This window comes from Pseudomonas sp. No.117 (genome assembly GCF_054558395.1).
Genome location: NZ_BAAJNP010000007.1, coordinates 17,894 through 43,473 on the forward strand (window position 1 = coordinate 17,894; position 25,580 = coordinate 43,473).

At 68.3% G+C, this 25,580-nt stretch carries 15 protein-coding genes and 1 pseudogene; 6 read left to right on the plus strand and 10 right to left on the minus strand.

The genetic code is table 11. From position 1 onward, the window contains the following. Window positions 1-87 precede the first annotated feature (87 nt). From fepD to ACYJP6_RS17285, 3 genes and pseudogenes are all read left to right on the plus strand, one after another. Complete coding sequence (fepD, locus tag ACYJP6_RS17275) at window positions 88-1,083, plus strand: Fe(3+)-siderophore ABC transporter permease (protein WP_459476245.1); 996 nt, start codon at window positions 88-90, stop codon at window positions 1,081-1,083. Beyond that, complete coding sequence (gene fepG, locus ACYJP6_RS17280) at window positions 1,080-2,078, plus strand: iron-enterobactin ABC transporter permease (RefSeq protein WP_459476246.1); 999 nt, start codon at window positions 1,080-1,082, stop codon at window positions 2,076-2,078. The genes fepD and fepG overlap by 4 nt, the downstream gene beginning before the upstream one ends. A gap of 77 nt (window positions 2,079-2,155) precedes the next feature. Next, window positions 2,156-2,881, plus strand: a pseudogene (locus tag ACYJP6_RS17285) (ATP-binding cassette domain-containing protein); the annotation flags it as partial. On the opposite strand, the gene ACYJP6_RS17290 reads toward ACYJP6_RS17285, so the two are convergent. The 8 genes from ACYJP6_RS17290 to ACYJP6_RS17325 form a co-directional block, all read right to left on the minus strand. Next, window positions 2,878-6,816, minus strand: a complete 3,939-nt coding sequence (locus ACYJP6_RS17290; RefSeq protein WP_459476247.1) for an amino acid adenylation domain-containing protein — start codon at window positions 6,814-6,816, stop codon at window positions 2,878-2,880. The pseudogene ACYJP6_RS17285 and the gene ACYJP6_RS17290 sit on opposite strands and share 4 nt — an antisense overlap. A gap of 11 nt (window positions 6,817-6,827) precedes the next feature. Beyond that, on the minus strand, window positions 6,828-7,034 hold the full coding sequence (locus ACYJP6_RS17295; protein WP_459476249.1) for an MbtH family protein: 207 nt from the start codon (window positions 7,032-7,034) through the stop codon (window positions 6,828-6,830). Window positions 7,035-7,055: 21 nt separating this feature from the next. Continuing rightward, a complete protein-coding gene (fes, locus tag ACYJP6_RS17300; RefSeq protein WP_459476251.1) occupies window positions 7,056-8,303 on the minus strand; it encodes an enterochelin esterase in 1,248 nt (415 codons plus the stop codon). A gap of 111 nt (window positions 8,304-8,414) precedes the next feature. Further along, complete coding sequence (locus tag ACYJP6_RS17305; RefSeq protein ID WP_459476254.1) at window positions 8,415-10,610, minus strand: TonB-dependent siderophore receptor; 2,196 nt, start codon at window positions 10,608-10,610, stop codon at window positions 8,415-8,417. 304 nt (window positions 10,611-10,914) lie between these two features. Further along, the gene (locus ACYJP6_RS17310) at window positions 10,915-11,178 is read right to left on the minus strand and encodes a hypothetical protein (RefSeq protein ID WP_459476256.1); all 264 of its coding nucleotides are present in this window, start codon (window positions 11,176-11,178) and stop codon (window positions 10,915-10,917) included. A gap of 298 nt (window positions 11,179-11,476) precedes the next feature. Next, entirely contained in the window at window positions 11,477-11,758 is a 282-nt protein-coding gene (locus ACYJP6_RS17315) for a hypothetical protein (RefSeq protein WP_459476258.1), read from the minus strand. Between the two features lie 230 nt (window positions 11,759-11,988). After that, complete coding sequence (locus tag ACYJP6_RS17320) at window positions 11,989-14,436, minus strand: YbcC family protein (protein WP_459476260.1); 2,448 nt, start codon at window positions 14,434-14,436, stop codon at window positions 11,989-11,991. Further along, window positions 14,433-15,959 carry an NADH-quinone oxidoreductase subunit L gene (locus ACYJP6_RS17325; protein WP_459476262.1) on the minus strand — a complete coding sequence of 509 codons (1,527 nt, stop codon included), beginning with the start codon at window positions 15,957-15,959 and terminating at the stop codon, window positions 14,433-14,435. Before ACYJP6_RS17325 ends, ACYJP6_RS17320 begins: the two co-directional genes overlap by 4 nt. 104 nt (window positions 15,960-16,063) lie before the next feature. Here ACYJP6_RS17325 and ACYJP6_RS17330 point away from each other — a divergent pair, with 104 nt between their 5' ends. Then, window positions 16,064-16,960 (plus strand): LysR family transcriptional regulator, encoded by an 897-nt coding sequence (locus ACYJP6_RS17330; RefSeq protein WP_459476264.1) that lies wholly within the window; start codon window positions 16,064-16,066, stop codon window positions 16,958-16,960. A gap of 47 nt (window positions 16,961-17,007) precedes the next feature. On the opposite strand, the gene ACYJP6_RS17335 is transcribed toward ACYJP6_RS17330, so the two are convergent. Next, entirely contained in the window at window positions 17,008-20,052 is a 3,045-nt protein-coding gene (locus ACYJP6_RS17335) for an autotransporter domain-containing protein (RefSeq protein ID WP_459476866.1), read from the minus strand. A gap of 391 nt (window positions 20,053-20,443) precedes the next feature. After that, window positions 20,444-20,662, minus strand: coding sequence for a DUF1654 domain-containing protein (locus ACYJP6_RS17340; RefSeq protein ID WP_459476266.1), 219 nt, complete (start codon window positions 20,660-20,662; stop codon window positions 20,444-20,446). Between the two features lie 515 nt (window positions 20,663-21,177). Here ACYJP6_RS17340 and ACYJP6_RS17345 point away from each other — a divergent pair. Both ACYJP6_RS17345 and ACYJP6_RS17350 read left to right on the plus strand, forming a co-directional pair. Next, a complete protein-coding gene (locus ACYJP6_RS17345) occupies window positions 21,178-23,094 on the plus strand; it encodes a HAMP domain-containing methyl-accepting chemotaxis protein (protein WP_459476268.1) in 1,917 nt (638 codons plus the stop codon). A 194-nt stretch (window positions 23,095-23,288) separates the two neighbouring features. Continuing rightward, entirely contained in the window at window positions 23,289-25,277 is a 1,989-nt protein-coding gene (locus ACYJP6_RS17350) for a putative bifunctional diguanylate cyclase/phosphodiesterase (protein WP_459476270.1), read from the plus strand. The last annotated feature ends 303 nt before the right edge of the window (window positions 25,278-25,580 follow it).

Below are 25,580 nucleotides of genomic sequence, written 5' to 3' on the forward strand. Positions count from 1 at the left end.
GAGGCAAGGCTGTTAGCATGTAATACAGACTAGCATGTGTTAATACGCCTTGTTCTCATCTACCCCCTTTCCTGCTTGCCGTCACGGATGACCATGCGCTCGCTTTTCCTTCTCGGCTGCGCCGGGCTGCTGCTATTGGCAGTGATGGCCGCGAGCCTCGCCCTGGGTTCCACCGCTATCCCGCTGGCCGAGGTCTGGCAGGCGCTGGGCCACGGCTGCAGCGATCCCGCCTGCCTGATCGTGCGTGAGGCGCGGCTGCCGCGGACCCTCGCCGGGCTGCTGGCGGGCGCCGCCCTCGGCGTGGCCGGCACCCTGATGCAGGCGCTGACGCGCAACCCCCTGGCCGATCCCGGCATCCTAGGCGTCAATGCCGGTGCTAGCTTCGCCGTGGTGCTGGGCATCGCCCTGTTCGGTGCCAGCGGTCCCGAGCAATACCTGGGCTATGCCTTCGGCGGCGCCCTCCTGGCGAGCCTGGTGGTACTGCTGGCCGGCGTCGCCGGTGGCGGCGGTTTCAATCCCATGCGCCTGGTGCTGGTCGGGGTGGCGCTGGGCGCCATGCTCGAAGGCGTCAGCTCCGGGATCGCCCTGCTCGATCCGCAGGTCTACGATCAACTGAGATTCTGGCAGTTCGGCTCCCTGGACGTGCGCCAGCTCGACCTGCTGCGCAGTGCCAGCCTGCCGGTGCTGGGTGGGGTGATCATCGCCCTGCTGCTGGCCCCAGCCCTGAACGCCCTGAGCCTGGGCACCGACCTGGCCGTTGCCCTCGGCACCCGGGTGCGCCAGACCCAATTGCTCGGCCTGCTGGCCATCACCCTGCTCTGCGGCGCCGCCGCGGCGGCGGTCGGTCCCATCGCCTTCGTCGGCCTCATGGTGCCGCACCTGGGTCGCTGGGCGATTGGGGAGGACCATCGCTGGCTGCTGCCCTTCGTCCTGCTGTTCACCCCCAGCCTGCTGCTGACCGCCGACATCGTCGGCCGACTGCTGGTGACCGGCGAATTGCGCGTCTCGGTGGTGACCGCCTTCCTCGGAGCCCCCCTGCTGATCTGGCTGGCCCGCCGGCAGCGCCAGGGAGTCCGCGCATGAGGCGCCCCGACAGCCTGCGCCTGCTCTGGGTACTACTCGCCTTGACTAGCGCCGCCCTGCTGCTGGCGGTGTTCGCCCTGGGCAGCGGCAGCCTGGCCCTGAGTCCGTCCCAGGTCGTGGCCGCCCTGCTGGGCGAGGCGCCACGCGGCATCGAACTGGTGGTCACCCAGTGGCGCCTGCCGCGGGTGGCCCTGGCGCTGCTGATCGGCGCCGCCCTGGGGCTCAGTGGCGCGCTGTTCCAGTCGCTGCTGCGCAACCCCCTCGGCAGTCCAGACATCATGGGCTTCAACACCGGCGCCTACAGCGGCGTGCTGGTCGCCCTGGTGCTGTTCCAGGCCAGCATCCTGTGGAGTACCACCGCCGCCCTGATCGGCGGCCTGGCCAGCGCCGCCCTGGTCTATGTCCTCACCTGGCGCGGCAGCGGCGTGGATACCCTGAGGCTGATCATCGTCGGCATCGGCGTGCGTGCCCTGCTGATGGCGCTCAACACCTGGCTGATCGTCCATGCCTCCCTGGAAGCCGCCTTCAGCGCCGGCCTGTGGAGCGCCGGCTCGCTCAATGGCCTGACCTGGGCCAAGGCCTGGCCGGCGGTGGTCTTCATCCTGCTGGCAGGCGCGGCCAGCCTGGCGCTGAGTCGCCGGCTGTTCCTGCTGGAAATGGGCGACGACACCGCCTGTGCCCTGGGCGTGCCGGTGGAACGTACCCGGCTGTCGCTGCTGGGCCTGGGCGTGGTGCTCACCGCCGCCGGCACCGCGGTGGCTGGCCCCATCTCCTTCATCGCCCTGGCCGCGCCGCAGATCGCCCGTCGCCTGACCGGAACCCAGCGGCTGGCGCTGCCCGCCGCCGCCCTCACCGGTGCGGTCCTGTTGCTGGGCGCGGATCTCCTCGCCCAACGCCTGTTCCTGCCCTATGTCCTGCCGGTGGGCCTGGTCACGGTGAGCCTGGGTGGGCTCTACCTGATCGGCCTGCTCATCTGGGAGTCCCGCCGCTCATGAACGACGCCCCCTCCTCGCGCCTGCGCGCCGAGCGCCTGACCCTGGGCTATGGCCGCAAATTGATCGCCGAGGACCTCTCGCTGACCATTCCCGATGGCGAGCTGACGGTCATCATCGGTCCCAATGGCTGTGGCAAGTCGACCCTGCTGCGCACCCTGAGCCGGCTGCTGGCGCCCAGCAGCGGCCAGGTCTGGCTGGATGGCCAGGCGATCCAGAGCTATCGCACCAAGGAGGTCGCGCGCCGGCTGGGGTTGCTGCCGCAGAGCTCCCAGGCCCCGGGCGACATCTGCGTCCGCGACCTGGTGGCACGCGGGCGCTATCCGCACCAGTCGCTGTTCGGTGGGGTCCGTGCCGACGACGAGCGTGCGGTAACCCAGGCCATGCAGGCCACCGGGGTCTTCGAACTGGCCGACCGCGCCGTGGACACCCTGTCCGGCGGCCAGCGCCAGCGGGTCTGGATCGCCATGGTCCTGGCCCAGGAGACCCCACTGCTGCTGCTCGACGAGCCCACCACCTGGCTCGACATCACCCACCAGATCGACCTGCTGGAATTGCTGCAAGACCTCAACCGCCAGCAGGGCCACACCCTGGTGATGGTGCTGCACGACCTCAACCACGCCTGCCGCTATGCCACCCACCTGGTGGCCATGCGTGGCGGCCAGGTACTGGCCAGCGGCCGCCCGCGGGACGTGGTCACCCCCGAGCTGATCAAGGCGGTCTACGACCTCGACTGCCTGATCATCGACGACCCGGTGGCCGGGACCCCCATGGTGGTGCCCCTGGCGCGGCGTTCGGCTAGCTAGAGCGCCTTCAGCGCCCGATTCAGCACCGGCCCGATCTGCGCCAGCTGGGCCTGGGCGATGATGTCGACGTGGGCGCAATCCACCTCATGGGCCTGCAGCCGGGTGATCCAGGGCGCCCAGGTGGCCTTGACGTCCATTCCCGCCGGCAGGGTGCGCCGGGCGACGAACATCAGCGCCTCGCCATCGAAGCGGGCGCTGCGCGCGGTGGACAGCAGCCGCACCGAGTCGGCGTAGTTGCCCTCGATGGTGGCGAACAGGTCCGCCCCCTCGCCCAGCGCCGGATCGGCCAGGCCCTGCTGGGCGGCCAGGAAGGCCTCGCGCTCGCGATTCACCTCGGCCAGCACCTCGGGATCCAGCTCGCGCTGGCCTTCGCGCTCCTGCCAGTTCTGGGTTTCCGGCGGGTAGGTATCGAGCAGGCCGAGGAAGGCCACCTCCTCCCCGGCCGCCTGCAGCCGGGCCGCCAGCCCCTGCGCCAGCGTACCGCCCAGGGAATAGCCGAACAGATGATAGGGCCCCTGGGGCTGCACCTCGCGCAGGGTGCGCAGATGACGCTGGATGACGGCTTCCAGGTCGTCGCCCTGGGCCAGGGCGCCGTCGGGGCGCGGCGACTGGATGCCGAGCAGCGACCAGCGCGGATCGAGGTGGCGCTGCAGCACGCTGAATTGCCAGGCGAAGCCCGAGGCCGGATGGAAGCAGAACAGCGTAGGACCCTCGCCCTGGCGCAGCGGCAACAGGGTCTCGAAACCGGCGCGGGTCGCGTGGACGGCATCCTGCTCCAGCTGACGCGCCAGACGGGCGACGCTGGACGCCACCATGATCTGGCCGATGGACACCGGCCGCGCCAGGCGCCGACGCAAATTGGCCGCCAGGCTCATGGCCAGCAGCGAATGGCCACCGAGGGCGAAGAAGTCGTCGTCGGCGCCGACGATGGCGCACCCGAGCACCTCGGAGAAAGCCGCGGCCAGTTCGCTTTCCAGGCCGGGCGCCACCGGCCGGCTCACCGCGCGGGTGGCGCCCTGGGGTGCTGGCAGCGCCTTGCGATCCAGCTTGCCCGTAGCGCCCAGGGGGAATTCCTCCAACTCGACCAGGGCGACCGGTACCAGATGCGGTGGCAATTGCTCGCCGAGACGGGCGCGCAGACGCTCCAGGTCCAGTCCGGCGCCAGGTTGGGCGACGAGATAGCCCACCAGCTGCCGGGCATCCCCGCCCGCGGCATTGGCCACCTCGCCCAGCACCCGGGCATGGGTGACCGCCTGGGCGACGCCCGGCAAGGCCAGCAGGGCGTGATCGATCTCCGCCAGTTCGATGCGCTGGCCGCGGATCTTCACCTGGTCATCGCTGCGCCCCAGGTATTCGACGACCCCCTCGGGCAGCCAGCGCGCCACGTCGCCGGTGCGATACAGGCGTTCGCCCGCGGCCGCGGGCGCGGCGATGAAGCGGGCGGCGGTCAGCTCCGGGCGACCCAGGTAACCGTCGGCCAGCTGTACGCCACTCAGGTAGAGCTCACCGGCCACGCCGGGCGGTACCGGGCGCAGGCGCTCGTCGAGGATGTGCAGCCCGGTGTTCCACACCGGCTTGCCGATGGGCACGCTGCTGCCGCTGACGGCCGCCAGGGCGGCGCCATGGGCGGGATGATAGGAAACATCCACCGCGGCTTCGGTAGGGCCATAGAGATTGTGCAGGGGCACGCCGACCCGGCGCTCCCAGGTGCGGGCCAGTTCGGTGGGCAGCGCCTCGCCGCTGCAGAACACCTGGCGCAGGCTGGCGCAGCGGGCGACGGCGGCCGGCTCGTCCAGGCTGGCGACGAAGGCCGCCAGCATCGAAGGCACGAAGTGCACCGTGGTCACCCGCTCACGGGCGAACAGTTCCTGCAGGGCCGCGGGATCGCGATGGGCCTCGGGCGGCGCCAGGTACAGCCGGGCGCCCACCAGCAACGGCCAGAAGAACTCCCAGACCGAGACATCGAAGCTGCTTGGCGTCTTCTGCAAGACGGTATCGCCTGCCCCTATGGGGTAGCTTTCCTGCATCCACAGCAGGCGGTTGACGATGGCGGCATGCCCCACCACCACGCCCTTGGGGCGGCCGGTGGAACCGGAGGTGTAGAGCACATAGGCCGGATCGCTGGGACCTGGCCCCGCGAACCTCGGCTCCTCATCCAGCCCCACGAGGGGCGCATCGAGGATCAGTATCCGGTCTTCACCCAGCCCGGGGAAGCGTCCGCGCTGGCTGGCATCGGTCAGCAACACCCGGGGGCGGGCATCGTCGAGCATCAGCTGCAGGCGCTCGTCGGGATAGCCGCTGTCCAGTGGCAGGTAGGCGGCGCCCAGCTCGACGGTGGCCAGCAGCGCCAGGGACAGGAACACCGAGCGCGGCAACGCCACGGCGACGATGTCGCCCCGCCCTACCCCGGCCATACTCAAGCGCTGGGCCAGGGCCAGCACCTGCTGGCGGGTTTCGCGGTAGGTGAAGGCGTACTCCAGGTCGGCCAGCGCCGGTGATTCGGGCGTCCGGGCGGCCTGTTCGGCCAGGAGACTGGCCAAGGTGGCCGCCGGTAGCGGCCGTTCGGTCGCATTGAGCGCGTCCAGCCAGTGTCGATCCGCCGGCGCCAGCAGCTCGGCCGCGCCGAGGGTGAGCCCGGGCTGCCGGGCGAATTGTACGGCCAGCAGGCCGAAGCGCTCGGCGTGCCCTTGCAGGAGGTCGGCAGCGTAGCGCTCGGCGTTGCCCAGCAGCTTGATGTCCAGGGCACCGCTGGCCTCCAGGTAGAGGGCGATTTCCAGGTCGCGCACCGGCCCCGAGGCGAGCTCGTGGGTGATGCCGGGCACCCCGGCGAAATCCAGGGTGAAGTCGAACAGCTTGAGGTTGATGACCGGTCCGGTCAGGGGCTCGGCATCCCCTGCCCGGCCCAGGTCGCGGGCGATCTGCTCGGCGTCGTAGCGCTGGTGGCGCCGGATTTTCTTGAGTTCGGCGGCCAGCGCGGCGCCAAGCTCCGCCAGGGTCTGGTCCGTGGAACTCCGCACCGCCAACGGCAGGACGTTGAGCGTCGCCCCGCCCGACTTCAGCGCCACCGAGCCCATGCGCCTCATGAAGATGAAGCCGGCGCTGAAGGCGGGTTGCCCGCTGAGGCGGGCGAACCAGGTGGCCGCCAGGGCCACGGCCAGATCGGCCGGTGTCACGCCCTGGCCCCTGCCCTGCTCGGCCAGGCGTGCGAAAACCTCGCCGGATACCCGCGTCCGCGCCTCCACCACTCGCGGCGTCGGTACCTGACCGGCCAGGCCACCGGGCGCCAGGGACGCCGCCGGCGGCAGCGTGGCGCCCCGCTCGCGCCAGAAGGCCGCATCGCGCTCGCACACGGCCGACTGCTGGTAGTCCTGGTATTCGTGCACCACCTCGGCGAAGGAGACGAAGGGCGAGGCCTCGGCCGTTTCCCCGCGCACACGGGCGCTGTAGAGGGCTGCCACCCGCTTGGCCAGGGCGGCGAAGCCATAGCCATCGATCAGCAGGTGGTGATAGCGCTGGTACCAGTACAGGTGGTCGTCACCCAGCTGGTAGATGCGGTTGAGCCACAGCGGCTCGCCACGGGTGGCACGCAGGTCACCCTCGAGATCGGCGCGAATGGCCGCCCGCGCCGCCGCTTCCGCATCAGCCGCCTCGCGGAGGTCTACCCACGCAGGCGCGGCGATCTCGGCGTCGGTGTCGATCCACTGCACCAGCGCGCCCTCGCGCTCGGCGAATCTGAGCTGCAGGCTGTCCAGCTCGCCCAGCCCCTGGACGATGGCCGCCAGCAGTGCCTGGGGCTGGATCGGGCCGCGCAGCTCGACCAGGTGGGCCACGGCGAAGGCATTGGCATGGGGCGACAGCTGGTCGGCCATCCAGATGCCGGGCTGGGCGGCGACCAGGGGCAGTTCGCGAGAGGAAGCGGGGGCAGAAGGGGACACGGGAACTCCAGTCAGGAAAGCGAGGAAACGACCGGGCGGATATCGCGCCAGTGGGACGCCAGCCAATCGTCGCAGGCCGCACGGGGCGCCGGTCCGAAGACCGGCGCCCAGCCGGCGGGACAGGCCATGGCTTCCGGCCAGAGGCTGCACTGGCCCCGGGCGTTACGCAGAATCACCAGCACCTGCGCCGGGTCGTCGAAGGGATTGAGGGCGTCCATCGGACCTCCGAAGGGAAAGTGTCAGGGGCCGACGGCCACCAGGGGTTGCCAGAGCCGGACCAGGCCGTCGAGCAGGCCGCCGCGCCACCAGAGGGCATCATGGCCTCCGTCGATCTCGCGATAGTCGAGTTCATGGCCCTGCGCCCGCAGGCGCTCGACCAGGGCGCGTGATGCCTCGAGGATGGCCGGCTCACGCAACCCGGCCTCGATGAACAGCCGCAGCGACTGACCCGCACCCTGCCCAGCCGCCAGGGCCTCGAACAGCCGCCCTGGCGCACCGCGTTCAGGCCACCAGAAGGAGCCGGATTGGCTCAGGGCACAACCAAAGCGCTGCGGCCAGTGCAGGGCGGCATAGAGCGCCGCCAGCCCGCCGAAACTCTGGCCGGCCACGACGGTGGTGGCCGGCTCCTGCGCATGGGGTGCCCAGCACCTGACCTGCGGCAGCAACTCCTCCTGCACCGCCAGCCAGAACTCCGGATTGCAGGGCAGCTCGCTGCCACGCAAGGCGCGGTCGCTGTTATCGATCAGCAGGTAGACCGCCTCTGGCAGCAGGCCGCGGTCGGTGAGCTGCTGCAGCGGCGTGCCGATGGGCATGGTCTGCGCCCAGAATTGTCCGTCCAGCAGGATCGCCAGGGGCCGTTCTTCAGGGTTGCTATCACCCGTCGTGAAGAGCCAGACAGGTCGGCTATTGCCCAGCCGGGCGCTGTCCCACCGGTGCTGCTGCAGCCTGACCCCGGTGCGGGACGCCTCACCGGGGTCCTCGTCGAAGCCGACCCAGGCTGGCTGCGCCGGCGCGGCCGGCAGGTGCACGCCGGATACCGCCAGCCCCCGCCCACCCTGCCAGGCGCGGCGGGGATTGAGCCGATCGGCCTGGGCCAGCGGGAAGACGCTGCGCCACCACAGGCGGATACCCTGCAGGTCGGGCTCGGCGGCACCCTCGAAAGGTGCCGCTTCCGGTGTGGGAATCAGGCAATAGCTGCCGCGCCAGCGCCCGTCCAGCTCGGTCTCCCAGGCCCAGACATCGGTGCCCGGCAGGCGCGCGAGGCTTTGCGGCAGACCCGGTTGATGATGATCGGTGACGCCGGTGATATTGAGCCAGACTCGCCGGGTGTCGGAGTGCTCGGCCAGCCCCGCGGGGTCGCGCCAGAGAAAGGTCAGGCGATAGCGGCCGTCGACGGTGGGCTCGATCAGCGGCGTGCCCCGAGCGGCCACGGCCTGCCACCAGGGCTCGCTGCCCACGTCGTCACGCTGGAAAAGTGGATCGTTCATCGCGTTGCAGTGTGTCGTCCTGGCAGATCGTCGGCGGTGTCGAAACGGTGAGGATGTCTGAGACCGCGGTCCGGGCCGGACGCTCGGCGCGCCGCCCGGACCTCAGGGTCATCAGAAATCGTAACGGGCCCCAACCATCACGCTGCGCGACGGTCCCTGGAAGTTGAAGGTGGAGACCGAACCTACGCGGGACCAGTAATCCTTGTCGAGCAGGTTGTTCACGTCCAGGGTCGCGGTGAGCTGCTTGGTGACCGGATAGGAGAACTTGGCATCGACCGTGGCATAGCCAGGAGCGGAGACGGTGACGTTATTGGTGGTCTGGGAGAAATCGCTCATGGCGGTGACGCCCCCGCCGATGCTGAGGCCGGTCAGCGGGCCACCCGCCAGGGTGTACTTGGTCCACAGCGAGGCCATGTGCTTGGGCATGGTTTCGAACAGCGTATTGGCTACTCCGCTGAGATTCTCGGTGCGCATGTAGGTATAGCCGGCGAGCACCTCCCACTGGTCGGTCAGCTTGCCACTGGCCTCGAGCTCGGCCCCGCGCACCCGGGTCTTGCCGGAGTTGGTATAGAAGCCGGTGGAGACGCCATTGGCATTGAGCAAGGCGGTCGCCCGGTTCTCGTCGGTCAGCTGGAACAGCGAGAGCCGGGTGTTGAGGTCACCCTGGAAGTAGCTGCCCTTGATCCCGGCCTCGTACTGCTCGCCTTCGCGCGGATCGATGGGATCGCCATTGGCCTCGACGTAGTCGGTCTGCGGCTTGTAGACGCGCGAATAGCTGGCATACAGCGAGTGATTGTCGTCGAGATCGTAAACCAGACCCGCATAGGGCGTGACGTAGCCGTTGTGCTGCTGGTCAGCCGGCTTGTTGGTCTCGGCAGCCGTGGCGGTGGCGAAGGTCCGGGTGTTGGCATCGCCGCGATACCAGCCGACTCGCGCCCCGCCGATCAAGGCCAGGCGTTCGATCGGGCGGAAGGTCAGCTTGGAATAGAGACCGAATTCCTTCTCGTCGCTGGTCAGCTCGGTCTGATAGACCCGGGCCGGCTTGGCGAAACGGCTGGGCGAATACGTATTGACGTTTACCGTGCCCAGCACGCCATTGCCGTTGCTGTAGTCGGTGTCGTAGTGCTTGTAGTCGGTGCCCACGACGAATTCACTGACCTGCCCGAAGGTCTCGAAAGGCTGGCTGTAGCTGGCATCCAGTGAATAGGCGTCCTGGTCGAAATCGCGGGTAGTGGTGCGGATGCTGGTATTGCCATTGGCCTGCACGGCGCCGCCGGTGAAGGCGTAGAGGTAGTCCGCCTCACGATGCGATGCCCGCGCCGCGATGCGCCCATAGCCACCATTGTCGAATCTGTGGGTCAGCTCGAAGATGCCGTCGGTGGTCTGGCCATCGAAGTAGTTCCAATCGGCGCCGAAAAAGCGTGACTGGCTGAAGTCCAGCAGGTTGCCCTGGGCATCGGTGGGGAAGCCGTTGTTGGGCGTGATGTTCTTGACCTGATGGATGAGACCGAAGGAGACCTGGGTGGAATCCGACAGGTCGATGTCCAGGTCGCCGTAGTAGCTCTCGTTGGTGCTGGCGTTGTAATCCACCTCGCCATTGGTATCGGCCCGGGAGGCGACGAAGCGACCACGGACGTTCTTGCTCTCGGTGAGCGGTCCGGCCAGGTCGATTTCCTGGTAGTTGGTGTCCCAGGAGCCGTAGCGGCCGGTGATATGGCCCTGGAATTCCTCGGTGCCGCGCTTGCGCACCATGTTGACGATGCCGCCCAGCTCGCTGGTGCTGTTGAACAGCCCGGAGGGGCCGCGCATGATCTCGACCCGGTCGAAGGGCGACAGGATGGGCACGGTGCCGAAGATGCTGGTCATAGGTGCCGGCAGGCCGTCGATGTTGTACTCGTCGTATTCGTAGCCACGCGAATAGATGGAAGAGCGCCCGCTGTCGTTGGTCAGCACCCGCAGCCCGGCGGTGGACTTGGCCAGGTCATCCAGGGTGTTGAAGTTGCGATCCTTGATGTACTCGCTGGTGTAGGAGGTGATCGACTGAGGAATGTCGCGCAGCGCCGCCGGCGTCTTGGTGCCCACGGTCGCCGAATCCACGGTGTAGCCGCCGGTCTGCTCGGAAGGCGCCATGTCGTAGAGACGGTTGCCTTCGATGGTCAGGGTGTCCAGTTCCGTTGCGTTCTGCTCGGCCACCGTCGCGGCGAGGGCCGTCAGGGGAAAGGGGATCAGCGCGCCGACCAGGAGCAGCTGCCGAAGCGCTGCATGACGGGGGCGAAGGGGCTGGCAGAGAATTCCTTGGGTGTTCATGGTGATCCTTGTGACCGTGGCGTTGCAGCCGACGCCGTGCACTTGAAGGCTGCTCCTCGCCGAAGCGCGCGCGAGGGGCGAGCACTTTAAATGATAAAAACTCTCATTATCAAATGTTACGTTAAGAGATGTCGGCGATTGGCGCGGCTGCAGGACAGCCGGCAGTCCCAGCCCCTGGCTGGGCGGAATCTCGCGGAGGTGACGGGCGGATGCGCTGACGGGACCGGGACGGCGCCGTCGACAGGGAGGCAAGGCCGCGGCTGGACGGCCTCGAAGCAGCAGTAGGACGGGAAGGCGCGGTGGCTCAGAGCCCGGAGACGGCGGGCGTCTTGGCGGCGACCTGGCCAATCACCGGACTGGGCAGGCGGCAGACGATCTCGCCGATGGCGTTCATCCGCGCCAGTCCGCCATCGCCCTTGCACGCATGGTAGTCGGCGAGGTGCTCGGAGGGTGAATTGCGCAAGCCCTGATCGAGGGCCACCACCAGGGCGATCATCCCCAGACCCAGGGCGACGATTTCGAACGTGCTACGGGCACGATACCAGTGGATCGGTCGCGAAGGGCTCATGGGCGGCTCCAGGGAGGGTGAACGAGGGCTGGCTGCGGGTTCCCTACTCTAATCGCCTGGCGATGAATGTAAACAACCATTGCTCGGCCCGAGAAAGACCCTCGTCGGCCCGCGCCGCTGCGTCCTTGAGCGGGGCCCGCTCGGTCAACGGGCCTGGCCCTCACCCCCACGGCTGCCCGGCGCCCGCCCAGGAGGCGGATGTCCGGCTCCGGCCGCTGCCCGCAAGAGGACTTCCAGGAACGGTCAGCTCCCTACCCCGCCCACCGCCAAGGGGCCGGTGTGAGCCTACCGTGCAGGATCAGGGATTCTCCTTGCTCGGCGACTTGATGTAGCCGGGCACCGCGGAATCCGGCGGGGTATGGCGTCCTTCGCTGGCCGCGGCCGCATTGGCCTGGGAGCGATCCTCGGCGGCCTTGGCCTGTTCCTGGGAGGCGCGTTCGACCTTGCCTTCGGCGACCTTTTCCTGGGCGGTGTGGCTATGCGCCTGGGCATCCCGGGCGTGGTCTTCGGAGGTCTTGTCGCAGGCGGCCAGGGTGGCGGCCGTTACCAGCACGAGCGAGGACAGTAGCGCTTTCGACATCGGGTTTTCCTAATGAAAGAGACCTCCCAGAGACTGCCGCCGGTCAAGGATGGTTTCTGCCGGGCCGCACTGGCTGTGCTACCTGAGGTGTCCGTCCCAACGCCAAGGCGACGGACGCCCAGGTAGGGACGCCGCCCGGCGCGGCCCTACCCCACCCTGTCCGCAGCCATGGTCCACCGGGGCGGCCTACCGAGGACCAGGCGGTAACCGCCGCGGTGGTCCACACCCCGTCAGGCCTCCGGCAGTTGCTGCCAACCGCTGGCCGTACGGCGCTCGAGGCTGGCCGGTTCCGCGTCGAGCCGGAGCAGATGCAGCCAGCCGTGGCGCACCAGATCGCGCACCACCGGCTGGTTGGCGATCACCTGGTCGAGCCTGGCGCGCGGTGCCTCGATCACCACGTGCAGGCGCAGCGGGCGATGTCGCCACTGCTGGCCGTCGTGCAGCGACTGCCGCGCCAGGCCGATGCGCAGGTCGCCACCGTTGCCCTCGAACACCCCGATATGGCCGCCCACCACGTTGTGCAGCAGCTTGTTGCCGCTGCCGAAGCGCAGGTTGTCGGTGGTCGAGGTGAAGTACTGCAGGTTGATCCAGTGCGCCACCACCATGGGCGCGGTCATGATCGATTCCAGGAGCTGGCCGTCCTCGTCCAGCCGCCAGTCATAGTCATGCAGGAAGGCACGGCCCTGCAGGTCGACGCCACGGGTGCGGGCGCGGGGTGCGGCGATGAAGGCGGCATTGCCGGCCAGCCCCCATTCGGGACGGGTTTGCGCCCAGTCCCGGGCCCGCCGCCGCAGCCGGGCGAGCAGTCGATCCGGCTTGTCCGCCAGGGCTGCCAGGCCCAGCGCGTCGGCTCGTTCGCGCCGCACCGCGGCGGTCGCCAGGTCCAAGGCCGTGCGCAGGCGTTGCCAGCTGGGCTGGAGCGCCGCCGGCAACGCCTCGTCGGCGAAGATCCGCACCTCGTCGGTGGTGGTGTTGTGCAGCCCGGCGAGCACCCGGCACTGCGGCGGCAGGTCGAGACCGCGCGCTCGCAGGCCCACGCGGACCTTGGTCTCGTTGAGCAACCCGGCCAGCAGCCGGGCGTTGATCTCGCCGCTCTGGCCACAGCAGGCGCCGCAGTCGAGCCCGGCCGCCTGCGGGTTGTTGGCGCTCTGGCTGCCATGGCCAAGCAGCACCAGCAGCGCCGGTACTGGTCCACGCAGCCCCATGGCCTTGAGAATCCGCTCGGCCAGGTCGACCTTCTGGGTCAGCGCCATGGCTGGCAGGCGCGGTTGCAGGCGTTGCCATTCGCTGCGGCGCCAGGCGTTGCGGTCCGGCTGCAAGGCGCCGCCGAGCAGACCATAGGTGCGCCCCAACAGGGCACCGGCGTAGCCCAGGCCGACACTCTCGACCAGGGTGAAGGTTGAGGCCGGCAGCCGCTCGAACAGCCGCCAGCGTCCCTGGCGAGCCAGACGCGCCTGGCGCAGCTCGGCCAGCTGTCGATCCTGGGCCTCATCGCCACTGCCCTCGCTGGCCTGCAGCTGGGGGGCCAGCAGACCCGGCAACTGCGGCCGCGTGGCCTGGGTGCCCAAGGGGGTGAAGGCGATGGGCAGGCCGAAGAAGCCGGCGAAGCCGCCGGTCTCCAGCTCCGGACAGGCCTGCTCCAGGGCGCGTCGCAGCGGTTCGGAGCGGACGTCGATGCAGAAGAACAGCTTGGCCAGGGGCGCCTCCGGCAGGCCGGCGGGGACGCCCTGGCAGAGCGTCCGCTGCAACTGCTCCTGCCAGGCCAGTTCGTCGGCGCGCTGCCACAGCTGCAGGGCCTGCCAGCTGGCCGAAGGCGCTCGTTGCAGCTGGGCCGCCCAGGCCGCGCGCCAGCGTTGCCAGCGGCTGCCGGCATCGCGGCGCCGATCGTCCACCAGCCATTCCCAGGCGGCGCGGATGGCCAGCAACTCCTGCATGGTCCGGTCCTCCTCGCCCTGCAGGTTGGCCTGCCAGCGCCGGTAGGCGCACCAGGACGCCCAGCCGAGGTTGCGCAGCAGCAGGCAATCGAACCAGGGCGCCCAGTCTTCCGCCGCCAGGCCGAGGTGGCGGACCGCGGCTTCCAGGGCCGCCTGGGGCTCGGCGGGCAGCGCTGCGATGCGTGCGTGCAGGTCGCGACAGGCACTGAGCACGCTCAAGCCCTGGTCCGCCAGCAGGCTGGCCCGCCAGGCCTGGTACAGCCCGGTGCGGTCGTCCGGGCGCCAGTCGGCCTGCTCCTGATCGAACCAGGCAGCGCAGCTCTGGCCGATCTGTTGGGTGATCAGCGCCGGCCAGCCCGGGAGCGGGATGCCCGGCTCGGCGAGGTCTTCGAGCAGCGGCAGGCCCCGGCCCTCCTCCTCCGGTGCTTGCAACGCCTGCAGCAGCTGGGCGGGCGTCCAGGAGCCGTCGTGCTCGGCCAGGGCCTGCTGCAGATGACGTTCGGCGAGGGTGCCGTCCTGCCAGGCCTGGCGATAGTCCGCGGCACTCAGGGTCAGGCGGCTGCCGGCCCGCTGCCAGAGCTGCGCGGCGACGACCGACCAGGGTTGATCGCAGCGCTCCCACAGCGGGTTGACCGCGATCATCCGATCCAGCGGCCAGGTCGGTGCGATGCGGGCACAGGCCTGCCGCGCGGCTTCCTGCAGCGAGGTCTGGTCGAGGCGAGCGAGGTGTTCGAACGCAGTCATGAACGGTCTCCGAGGGACACGATAAGGGGTTGCGGCGAACGCGCCGGCCACAGGCGAAAGGTCAGGCGGGTGAAGTGCTCATCCAGGTAGAAGCCGGCAAAGGCCAGGGGGTAGAGGCGCTGGGCCAGGGCGCCGCGGGGTCGGGCCAGGAGCAGCCCCTGCAGCAGGTAGAGGCCGAGCAGCAGCGCGACGGCGAGCAGGGTCAGCGGCACCGGTGCCTCGGCGAGCCGCTGGTGGAGAATCCAGCCGGCTGCCTGGTGCCACAGCAGGTAGGCCCCCAGCAACAGGGCGAACACCAGCAGGCCGTGCGCCAGCTGGCCACGCCTCAGGCACCAGGGCGCCAGGCCGATCGCCAGGATCGTCAGGGCCACCCAGGGCAGCTCGTGGTCGGGCAGCAGCAGGGTCCACAGGCCCTTCAGCAGGATCAGCGCCAGGGCGGCCAGCAGCAGTGCGCAGGCCAGACTCGCCAGGCCCGGCAGCGGCAGCCGTGGCTGCAGGGCCTGGCGGCGAGCCAGGGCCACCGCCTCGCCGGCCGCCAGGAAGGCATGGGCCTTGTACAGCGAATGGGCCAGCAGGTGGACCAGCGCCAGCTCATAGAGCCCCAGTCCGCACTCGAGGAGCATCAGGCCCATCTGGGCGCAGGTCGACCAGGCCAAGCGGACCTTGATGCTGATCCGGGTCATCATCACCAGCGCCGCGAGCACCGCCGTCAGGCCGCCGACCAGCACCAGCAGGCTCTGCGCCGGCACTGCGGCGGAAAACAGCGGGGCGAAGCGCAGCAGCAGGAAACCGCCGAGGTTGACCAGCCCCGCGTGGAGCAGTGCCGAGACCGGCGTCGGCGCCTCCATCACCTGGATCAGCCAGCCATGCACCGGCAGCTGGGCCGACTTGAGGATCACCGCCAGGGCCAGCAGCAGCGCCGCCAGCTGCAGGTCCCAGCCGAGCTGGCCGCCGGCCTGTAGCCGGGCATCCACCGCGGCGAGGATCCCGGCGATCTGGCTATCCCCGCTGGCCCGCACCAGCAGCACGGTCGCCAGCAGCAGGCTGACATCGGCCAGGCGGCTGGCGAGAAACTTCTTGTGGGCGGCCACCACCGCCTGGGGACGGTGGCGGTAGAAGGTGAGCAGCTGATGCAGGCTCAGGCTGGAGAGGATCCAGGCACCGACCAGCAGGTACAGGTTGGCGCTGGTCACCACCGTGGCCACGGCGGCCAGGGTGGCCAACAAGGCGAGCCCGTAGCGCCGCTGCCCGGGTTCGCCCTCCAGGTAGCGCTGGGAATACTCGATGATCACCAGGGCCAGCAGGCTGACCAGCCCGGCCATCGCCAGGCCGAGGCGGTCGCCGGACGGTCCACCTAAGGCCGCCTGCAGCCCGGCGGCCACTGCCAGGATCAGGCCGAGATAACCCGCCGCCCGGGCGGGCCACCAGAATCGTCGTGGCGACTGCAGGAAGGCGACGGGGATCAAGCCCAGGACGTAGGCCCAGGGCAGCAAAGATGCCAGGGAAACCGGCAGGCTAGACAAGATGCGCGCTCCTCGATCATGGGGATCGCACTAGTGTCAAGAAATGTCTGATCCAGTTAAAATAGATAGATCAGAATCGATCGTTCACTTAATAAGAACAGCCCATGCGCCGATTGAATTTCCATCATCTGCACTACTTCTGGGCCGTGGCCAAGGAAGGCAACCTGACCCGCGCCGCCGAGGCGCTGCACGTCTCCCAGTCGGCCCTTTCCACCCAGATCCGTGTCCTGGAGCAGCAGCTGGGGCATGCCCTGTTCCTGCGCTCCGGTCGCAGCCTGTGCCTGACCGAAGCCGGGCAACTGGTGCTGGACTACGCCGAGACCATCTTCGCCCTCGGCAGTGAGCTGCAGACCACCCTGCAGCACACCGGCCAGGCCAGTCAGACGCTGCGCATCGGCGCCGTCGCGACCCTCTCGCGCAACTTCCAGGAAAACCTGTTGCGGCCCTTCCTCGGGCGCGAGGACCTGGTGCTCACCCTGGAATCCGGTGGTGTGGAGGCCTTGCTGGAGCGCCTGGCCCTGCACAAGCTGGACGTGGTGCTGACCAACCAGGCAGTCAGCGCTGACAGCCAGCGCACCTGGCAATGCCGGCTGCTGGCCCGCCAGGCGGTGTGCCTGATCGGCCCGCCCCGCCAGGACAGCCGCCCCTTCGACCTGCGGCGGGATCTGCACCAGGCCCGGCTCATCGTGCCGGGGCGCAGCAGCGACGTGCGCAGCCAGTTCGAGGTCTATTGTGCCGGCCAGGGGCTGCAGCCGCTGATCTGCGCCGAGGTCGACGACATGGCCATGCTGCGCCTGCTCGCCCGGGATTCCGGCGACATGGCGCTGCTGCCCGCGGTGGTGGTGCAGGACGAATTGCGCAGCGGGGCGCTGCAGCTGTACGCCGAGGTGCCCGAGATCGCCGAGCAATTCTATGCGGTGACGCTGCAGCGCCAGTTTCGGCTGAACATCCTGGACGAGCTGCTCGGCCAGCCGCTGGCGCAGGCTGTGGCCGAAGGCTAGGGCATCCCTGGCCTCGCCAATGCAGCGAGGCCAGGGATGTCGGCGCGCTAGAAGCGCCAGCTCAACTTGGCACTGAGGTCCTGGTCCTTGCTGCGACCGCTCAGTTGGCCGTCGTAGCCCAGGCCCAGCGACACCGTCTCGGTCAGCGCCATGTCCAGCGCGCCCTGGACCACCGCTGCTTCCCGGGCGATGGGCGCCCCCACCAGCTTGAAGTCCGGTCCCCCGGCGAAGGCCGCCTCGTGCTCCGGAGTGCTATCGCCGAAGGCATGGCGCCAGCCCAGGGTGGCACTGGGCACCACCTTCCAATCGCCCAGCGGCTTGCTGGCCAGGCGCAGGCCCAGGGTGCTGAAGGTCACGTCGGTAGTCTGCCGCGGATTGTCCAGCGCCAGGGCACCGCTGCGCTCGTGGAACCCATCGGTCTGCAGGTGCACCTGGGCCAGGTTGGCGAAGGGCGAAAGGCTCAGGTTGCCCGCGTCGATCCGGTAGGCCAGTTCGCCGAAGGCCTGGGTGGTGCCGGCGTCGTAATCCGGCGCCAGGTGCTGGTCGCTGCCGAGGATCAGGAGATCACGGCGCGCTTCCACCGAGTGCCAGCTATAGGCCAGGCCGAGCTTGAGGCTCAGGGCATCCCACTGGGTACCGGCATAGAGACCCAGGTGATAGTCGGTGCTGTCCACCGAGCCGGATTCGTCGCGCAGGTCGAGATCGGTATGGCCGAAGCCCACCAGGGCACCGGCGCGCCAGCCATTGTCCAGCGGGATGTCCGCGCCGATCAGCAGGCCGCGGCTGTGACTGTCCAGGCTACTGGCGGCGTGGCTGCCGTCATTGCGCCCCCAGGCGCCGAGGGCCTGGGTCCAGACCAGGCCACGCTCGGGGGTGCCGGCCAGACCCTGGATACCGGCGCTGGACGGCGCATCGTTCTGGGCTTCGTGCAGCCGCTCGGCCATGGCGTTGCGGACCAGGCGGCTGTCTTCCACCAGCACCGTCTTGGTGGTGGCGTGCAGTTCGTTGCCCAGGCTCTGGAAGGTCGAGCGAGCACCGGCGGCATTGGTCGCGGCCACCTGATTCCACAGCGCATTGCCGGCACCGGCCGCATCCAGGCCGGCCGCGGCGGCGCGGGCGTTGCGGCCATCGGCCAGGTCGGCGAAGGCCACGCCGTTGCGCGGCAGGCTCAGGGTCGCCTGGTTGGCGCCGTAGCTCAGGGTCGGGGTGAGGAAGGCGAAGTCGGACTGGATCTGTCCGAAGCTGCCGCTCAGGCCATTGCCAGCGCTGAGCAACTGATAGCTGCCCAGCGGCTGCCAGTAGGGGCTGGAGACCAGCGCCAGGGTGGCGCCATTGACCGCGATGCTGCCGTTGGCGACCAGGCGGTCGGCGCGGCCGGTGGCATCGGTTTCGACCTGGTAGATAGCGCCCTGGTCGAGGGTCACGTTGCCATTGACGTTGAGCTGGCCCACCGAGTTACCCGGCGCCAGGATACCGCCCTGGGCCACGCGCAGGCTGGCCAGGCTGCCGTTGCCGCCGAGGGTGGCACCGGAATTGACCGTCACCGCCGAATTGCCGAGGTTGCCGTTGATGGCCAGGCGGCCCTGGTTGACGCTGGTGGTACCGGAGAAATCACTGTTGCCGGTCAGGCTCAGGGAGCCGACGCCGGTCTTCACCAGGCTGCCGGTGCCGCGCAGGTTGTTGGCGAGGGTGTCGTTGACCGACTGGTCCAGCACCAGGGTGGCGTTGTCGGTGATGTCGCCGCTGCCGAACGCGTGAGCGTAGCCGCGCAGGGTACCGCCATCGATCAGCGTACCGCCGCTGTAGGTGTTGAAGCCGCTAAGGGTGAGTTCGCCGCTGCCGCTCTTGGTCAGGCTGCCACTGCCACCGATGTCGTTGCGCCAGGCATCGCGGGCGTTGAAGCCGCCAAGGCTGGCGTCCATGGTGACGCTGACGTTGCCGTTGAAGGCGCCATAGCCGTCGGCGGCGGCCATCAGGTTGAGCCGGCCATAGCCGTTGGATTCGTCGATGACCACATAGCCGGAGGACAGCTCGGTACTGGCCAAAATGTCACGGCGCTGGCTGGCGCTGAGGTAGGGGAAGCGCGTCTCCAGAAGCACCTCAGCGTTGACCGGCACCACCGGCGCCAAATTGGTCGCGCCGATGGGGGCGAAGCCGTAGGTCAGACGGGCCGTGTACAGCGCCTTGTCCTGGGCGTGCTGCGACTGCTGGTCGGTGGCGGGATCGACGCTGGGCACGCAGTTATTGATGTCGCCACCACAGACCTGGGCGAAATAGGCCTGGGCCTGCGCAAAAGCGTCGCTGCGCAGTTGGGCATTGTTGACCAGGTTGTCGATGGCGAAATAGGTGGCGGTGATCCGCCCGCCGATCACGTCCAGCGGTGAGTGCATGCCGGCGACGATGCGGTTGTTGCCCAGCTCGGACGCGCGGAAGAGTTCATCACCCAGTCGCTGGGGCACGGCGTAGCCGTAGCCGATGGCGGACAGATAGGCGGCGTTGGTATGGCCACTGGGAAAGCCGCCATCGGTCTGCGGGGTCTGGCTGCGTTCGGGATGCAGCGAGGGTGCCACGATGTCCTCGCTGGTCTGCCGCCACGGCCGGGGATACTGGTAGAAGCTTTTCGCCGAACTGGTGGAGGCGTCGTTGCGGATCGCCTTGACCAGTTGGGCGACCTTGCCCAGCTGGGAGTTGACGTCGCCGGAGCCGTTGCCCTGGTCCTGGTATTGCACCGTCTGGGTGGAGGCGTCGAACACCGGGATGGTGGTGAAGGCACCCGAGCCGGCCAGGTAGGCATTGGCCAGGGAGCCCAGCCCACTGATCAGGCTGTAGCTCTGGTCGCGGCGATCGTCGTAGTAGGCCGCCACCTCCTGGTCGTGGGTGCGGGTATGGGAGAGGTCGATCACGTACTGCACGTTGCGCTGCAAGATGGGCGCACCCAGGGCGGTCGGGGTGCCGGTGTTCCAGGTGGCTCCCGGCGTCCATAGCTTGTTGTAGCCCGACAGCAGATCGACGCCGTTGGTGGCATTGCTGCTCGCTCGACTGGCGGCCTGCACCGACAGGGCCAGCAAGGAGGCCGTGAATACCGCCGTCATCACCACCGGTTTGTTACCTGAACGTTTCACCCACTCTTCCCCCTTAGCGATATGGATACAATTTGTTACAAGCTATGGGGCGGCGAGCCTAGAGTGGTCGTGTGACGCGGAGACGGCTGTTTCAAGGCAGTTTTGCGACGCTTGGCTTGAGCTGCCATCTCATCGGGGGAGCCGGCGTCAGAAGGATCAGCGCGTGGGGAAAGGCGCAGCGGGGCGTCATTCGGGCATTGCACCGCTGGCCGGTAGCCCCGTGACGACCTGCCACGCCTGATGGGTCCGCTGCGCCAGGGCGTTGCCGACAGGCGCTTCCCGGCCAGGCCAGCGCCCTCTTCCACCCAGGCGGTTGGATCGCCAAAAGGCTCGTGGTCGATCTCAGGCAGCCAGCTACCAGCTAGAAGTCCTCGTAGCTGACCTTCCAGAACAGGTCGATGCTGCCGTCGTCCCGGTGGGCGACGATGACGCCCTCGGTCTCGCCGATCGCCTCGATCAGCAGCTCCCAATCCTCCGCCGCGGCATCCAGCCGCTCCACGTGCACGTGCTTGTCGATCACGCCGCGCGCCTGGTTGACCAGCCGCGACACGCGCAGCGTCAGCCGATCGTAAGGCGTCATCTCGGGCAACCTGTTGCGGTCCATGGGCGCAGGCTCCAGACTGTTCTTTTATACAGTATTAGCCAGGATGGCTGGCTGGCAAGCCATAGGTCCGCGGCGAGACCGGTGATTGATTTTTAATGCGGCTGGCCTGGCTGGCCGTCCCTCGCGTCATGCCGCTCCAGGTTGCCAGCCAAATGCGCGGTCAGCCGCTCTAGGTGATGGCTCTCCTGCCTGAGCCGCCAGGGCACCGTTTATCCCCCGATTAAGCCCAGCGGTCTTCCCGCTAGATGTGACGGAGATCACTTTATTAATCGAGGGGTCAGACTCAACCGCAACGCCTCGACAGCTGCCCACCAGGTCTCGCTCATCCGGCAATCGGGTGGCCGCGAAGCCTGTCCTTGGCCCGTCGCGAGAAATCCCACCCCTCTGAAGACGCGTAGCTGGGGTGCCTTCGTACTTGCACACTTATCGCGATAACAGGATCGTCCAGTGCGAGTGCGCCCCGTCAACCCGCTTTCTATCCAGGTAGTCCTATGCAGCACAACGGCTGGAATTTCCTCAGCAACATCAGCGTCCGGGCCAAGCTGGCGCTGGGTTTCTCGCTTCTGATCGGCATGATCCTGCTGGTGGCCTATACCGGATGGCAGGCCACGGACGCGCTGCGCGATCGCAGCGAGCGGATCGGTGACATCTCCGGCTTCAGCACCCTGGCCCGGGACATGCGCATCGAGCGCCTCGTCTATATCCTCAAGGGCGACGATGCCCAGGCTGCCAAGTGGCTGGCCGCACTCGACAAGATCGAGGCCCAGTTGCGGGGCGTCACGCCCAACTTCAATTCCAAGACCAACGAAGCCCTCCTGGCCGAGGCTCAGGTCGCACTCACGCGCTACCGCGATCTCTACAACCAGGTAGTGACGGCCACGCGCGAGCGTGAGGCCACCCAGAAGGCAGCGACCGCCACGGCAGAGACCGCCAATGCCGCCCTCCTGGCGTTGGCCGAGACCGCCAATGCCGAAGGCGGCCGCGTCGAAGACCGCCAGCAGGTCACCGCGCTCTTCCTCGGCCTGCAGAAGATGCGCATCAGCCTGCGCAGCTATGCGGCCGCGCCAAGCAAGGACACCGAAAACGCCGCACACCAGGCCCTGGACGAGGTCGAGGCGAAGGCCAAGAGCCTTGCCAGCACCACGAGCCTTCCGGCCACCGCCGTCCAGAAACTCGTGAGCGAAATCGCCGGTTATCAGCAACGGCTCACTCAACTGATCGACGGCCAGGCGAAGGTCGACCAGGCACAGGCCGGTATCTCCGGCACCATCACCACCATCCTCGGACTCTCCGACAAGCTCACCGCGATCCAGAAGGAGCTACAGGTAGCCGACGTCAGCGGCGCCCGCCAGTTGCTGCTGGTCTGGCTGGCCATCGCGATCGCCCTGGGGCTGGCCGGCGCCTGGCTGATCACCCGCTCCATCGTGCGGCCGCTGAAGGACACCGTCCTGCTCGCGCAAACGGTCGCCAGTGGCGACTTCACCCACCAGCTGGACGTGACCCGCAAGGACGAACTGGGTGCGCTGCAGGCCAGCATGCAGCAGATGACCACCAACCTGCGCGGGCTGATCGGCGAGATGAAGGACGGGGTCGTCCAGGTGGCGAGCGCCGCGGAGCAACTATCGGCGGTGACCGAGCAGACCAGTGCCGGCGTCCAGGCGCAGAAGGTCGAGACCGACCAGATCGCCACCGCGATGCAGGAAATGACCGCGACCACCCATGAGGTGGCGCGCAATGCCGGTGAGGCGGCCAAGTCCGCGCTGGACGCGAGCCAGCAGGCACTGCAAGGCGACCAAGCGGTGAGCAAGGCGGTGACCCAGATCGAACTGCTGGCCAGCGAGATGGATGCGACCAAGACCGCCATGGCGGAACTGCGCAACCACGCCGACAGCATCGGCGGGGTGCTCGACGTGATCAAGGCGGTATCCGAACAGACCAACCTGCTGGCCCTGAACGCGGCCATCGAAGCCGCCCGGGCGGGCGAAGCGGGCCGCGGCTTCGCGGTAGTCGCCGATGAGGTACGTGGCCTGGCCCAGCGGACGCGGAGCTCCACCGACGAGATCGCCCAGCTCATCACCGGGCTCAACCAGAGCACCGATCGGATGGCGACAGTACTGGAGCAGAACATCCAGCTCACCGGCAGCAGCGTCGACCTGTCGCGGGAGGCGGGAGACATGCTCAAGCGCATCACCCAGTCGGTGCGCAGCATCGAGTCGATGAACGAGCAGATCGCCTGCGCCGCGGAACAGCAGAGCGCCGCCGGGGAAGAGATCGGCCGCAACGTGACCAATGTGCGCGACATCTCCGACCAGACCGCGGCGGCCAGCGAACAGACCGCCTCCTCCAGCATGGAGCTGGCGCGCATCGGCGTCCGACTCCAGGAAATGACCGCACGCTTCAAGGTGTGACGACACCGGCAGGTCCCGTCCTGCCTGGCGAGGAGCCGCCAGGCGGAAGGGACCCACCGTCAGGTTCCCCAACTCAACCGCCGGTCATGCCGGCGGGATCTTGTGGCTGACGACCCTGTCCATGGTGCCATCATATCGCTATCACGACATCCGACGTCGGACATTGCTCCCCCTACCGTCACCACGGGCCACCCATGAAAACCTCTCCAGAGCTTGGTCGGCTGGTCGACCAGACCCTTGCCTTGCCCGTGGGGCCCTTCGCCTTCGCGCCGGCGCTGGAACGCCTGTTCCACCAGGACATCCATGAGCACCGCCGCCGCCATCTCACCCGCTGCCTGCTCATCGGTACCCTGAGCTACAACAGCTTCCTGCTCTGGTGGTGGTTGATGCGGCCGGACGCCCTGCCCTGGGCCGCCAGCCAGATGCTCGGCATTGCCACTCCCTTCACCCTGGTGGTGGTCGGCCTGCTCCAGGTAGTGCTCAATCGCTGGCGGGAAACGCTGGCCCTGCTGCCCTTCTACCTGGGGCTGCTGGTGGTCTACAGCCTGGTCATCAATGGTCCGGCCAGCCACGAGCTGAGCCAGACGCTGTTCATCTTCACCTGGCCGCTGATGCTGGTGTTCGCCAATACCTGCATGAAGAGCCCGCTGTTGCCGGCCTTGCTGTTCAATGGCTTTGCCCTCTCGGTGATCGGCTATGCAGTGCACCGGGCACCGGTGTCGCCCATCGTCGGTGGGCTGATGATCACCAACGCCGTGGTGATGGCGTTCTTTTCGCTGCTGGCCAGCTACTGGCTGAATGTCGAGGGCCGCCGTTCCTACCTGTACAAGCTGCGCGAAGAGGTCCGCCTGGCCTCCCTGAATTCGGCCAACCAGGACCTGCAGATCCTCTCGGAAACCGACTCCCTCACCGGCCTGGCCAACCGCCGGCAGCTGCGCCCCTTGCTGGAAGACTTCTGGCAACGGCGTCTGGCGGGGGAGCAAGGCGCCGTCCTGCTGATCGATGTGGATCATTTCAAGCGCTACAACGACCACTATGGCCACCTCGCCGGTGACGAGTGCCTGCGTACCGTGGCCAAGACCCTGGCCGTCGGCCTCGGCGCCGGTGACCTGGTCGGCCGCTACGGTGGCGAAGAGTTCGTCGTGGTCCTCGAACGAGTCGCCCCGGCGGAGGCCCTCACCGTGGCCGAGACCATCCTGCAGCGCGTTCGCGCCCTGCAGATCCCCCACCAGGGCCGGCAGGACGACAAGACCTACCTCACCGTCAGCATAGGCATCGCCCGCAGCGGCATCGCCGGCCTCAGCAGCGCCGACGATCTGCTGGACTGCGCGGATCGTGCCCTCTACCGCGCCAAGCGCGATGGCCGGGACCGGGTCTTCGAAGGCGGCACCGATGCCGTGCTGGGCGCGCCCCTCGAACATGCAGACCTGCTCACGCCGGACGACATCCGCAAAGGGCTGGCCAATGGCGAATTCCTGCTTCACTACCAGCCCATCTACCGCGTCCAGCCACAACAGGTGGTCGGCTACGAAGCACTGCTGCGTTGGCAGCATCCCACCCTGGGAATGGTCTCGCCGGACCTCTTCATCCCCCTGGCCGAGCAGGGTAATTTCATCATCGCCCTGGGCGAATGGGTGGTGAAGGAGGCCTGCCTGGCGGCCAGCCAGTGGCCGGCCCACCTGAGCGTCTCCATCAACCTGTCGCCACTGCAGTTCGCCGACCCCATGCTGCCGGAACGGGTGGCGGCCGCCCTCCGGCTCTCCCGGCTGGCGGCCAACCGGCTGGTGCTGGAAATCACCGAAGGGGTGGAGTTGGTCATAGACACCAAGACCCGGCAGTCCTTCGCCCTCCTCCAGATGCTCGGCATCCGCATGGCCCTGGATGACTTCGGCAGCGGCTTCGCCGGCCTCGGCCCGATCCTGGAATTGCCTTTCCAACTGATCAAGCTCGACCGGCGGATCCTGGCGATAGCGGATGAAGAGCAGCGCGGGCAGGTCCTGACCTCGCTGTTGCTGCTTGGCAAGGCCATGAAACTGGACGTGCTGTGCGAAGGCGTGGAAACCCCGGAACAACTGGCGCTGCTGCACCAGCTGGGGGTGCGGCTGGCCCAGGGCTATCTGCTGGGCAAACCCGCGGCCGATCCGGCGTCAGAGTACCTGGTGCCCGCGACCAGCGCGCCCTAGCCCCGGGCGCCCTGCCACGGGTAAGCCGCCAGGCGTCAGGCCACGAGGCAGCGCCGGCCATGACCTCGGGCGCACGCCCTCGGGCGGCACTTCCACGACCGAAAATTTCCGCAAAAAGGCTCTAGAACAGGCTAAAGAGCCGGTAACGGCAGCCGACAACCTGGCGCTTACTGCGATCATTGTCTATCTGAAGAGCCACCCGCTCTGGAGCTTACGCATGTCGATCTTTCAACACGCCACCCTGGTGCGAGGCCTCACGCTGACCGCCACTGCCCTGGAGCAGCCGGCCACCGCCGGCCAGCT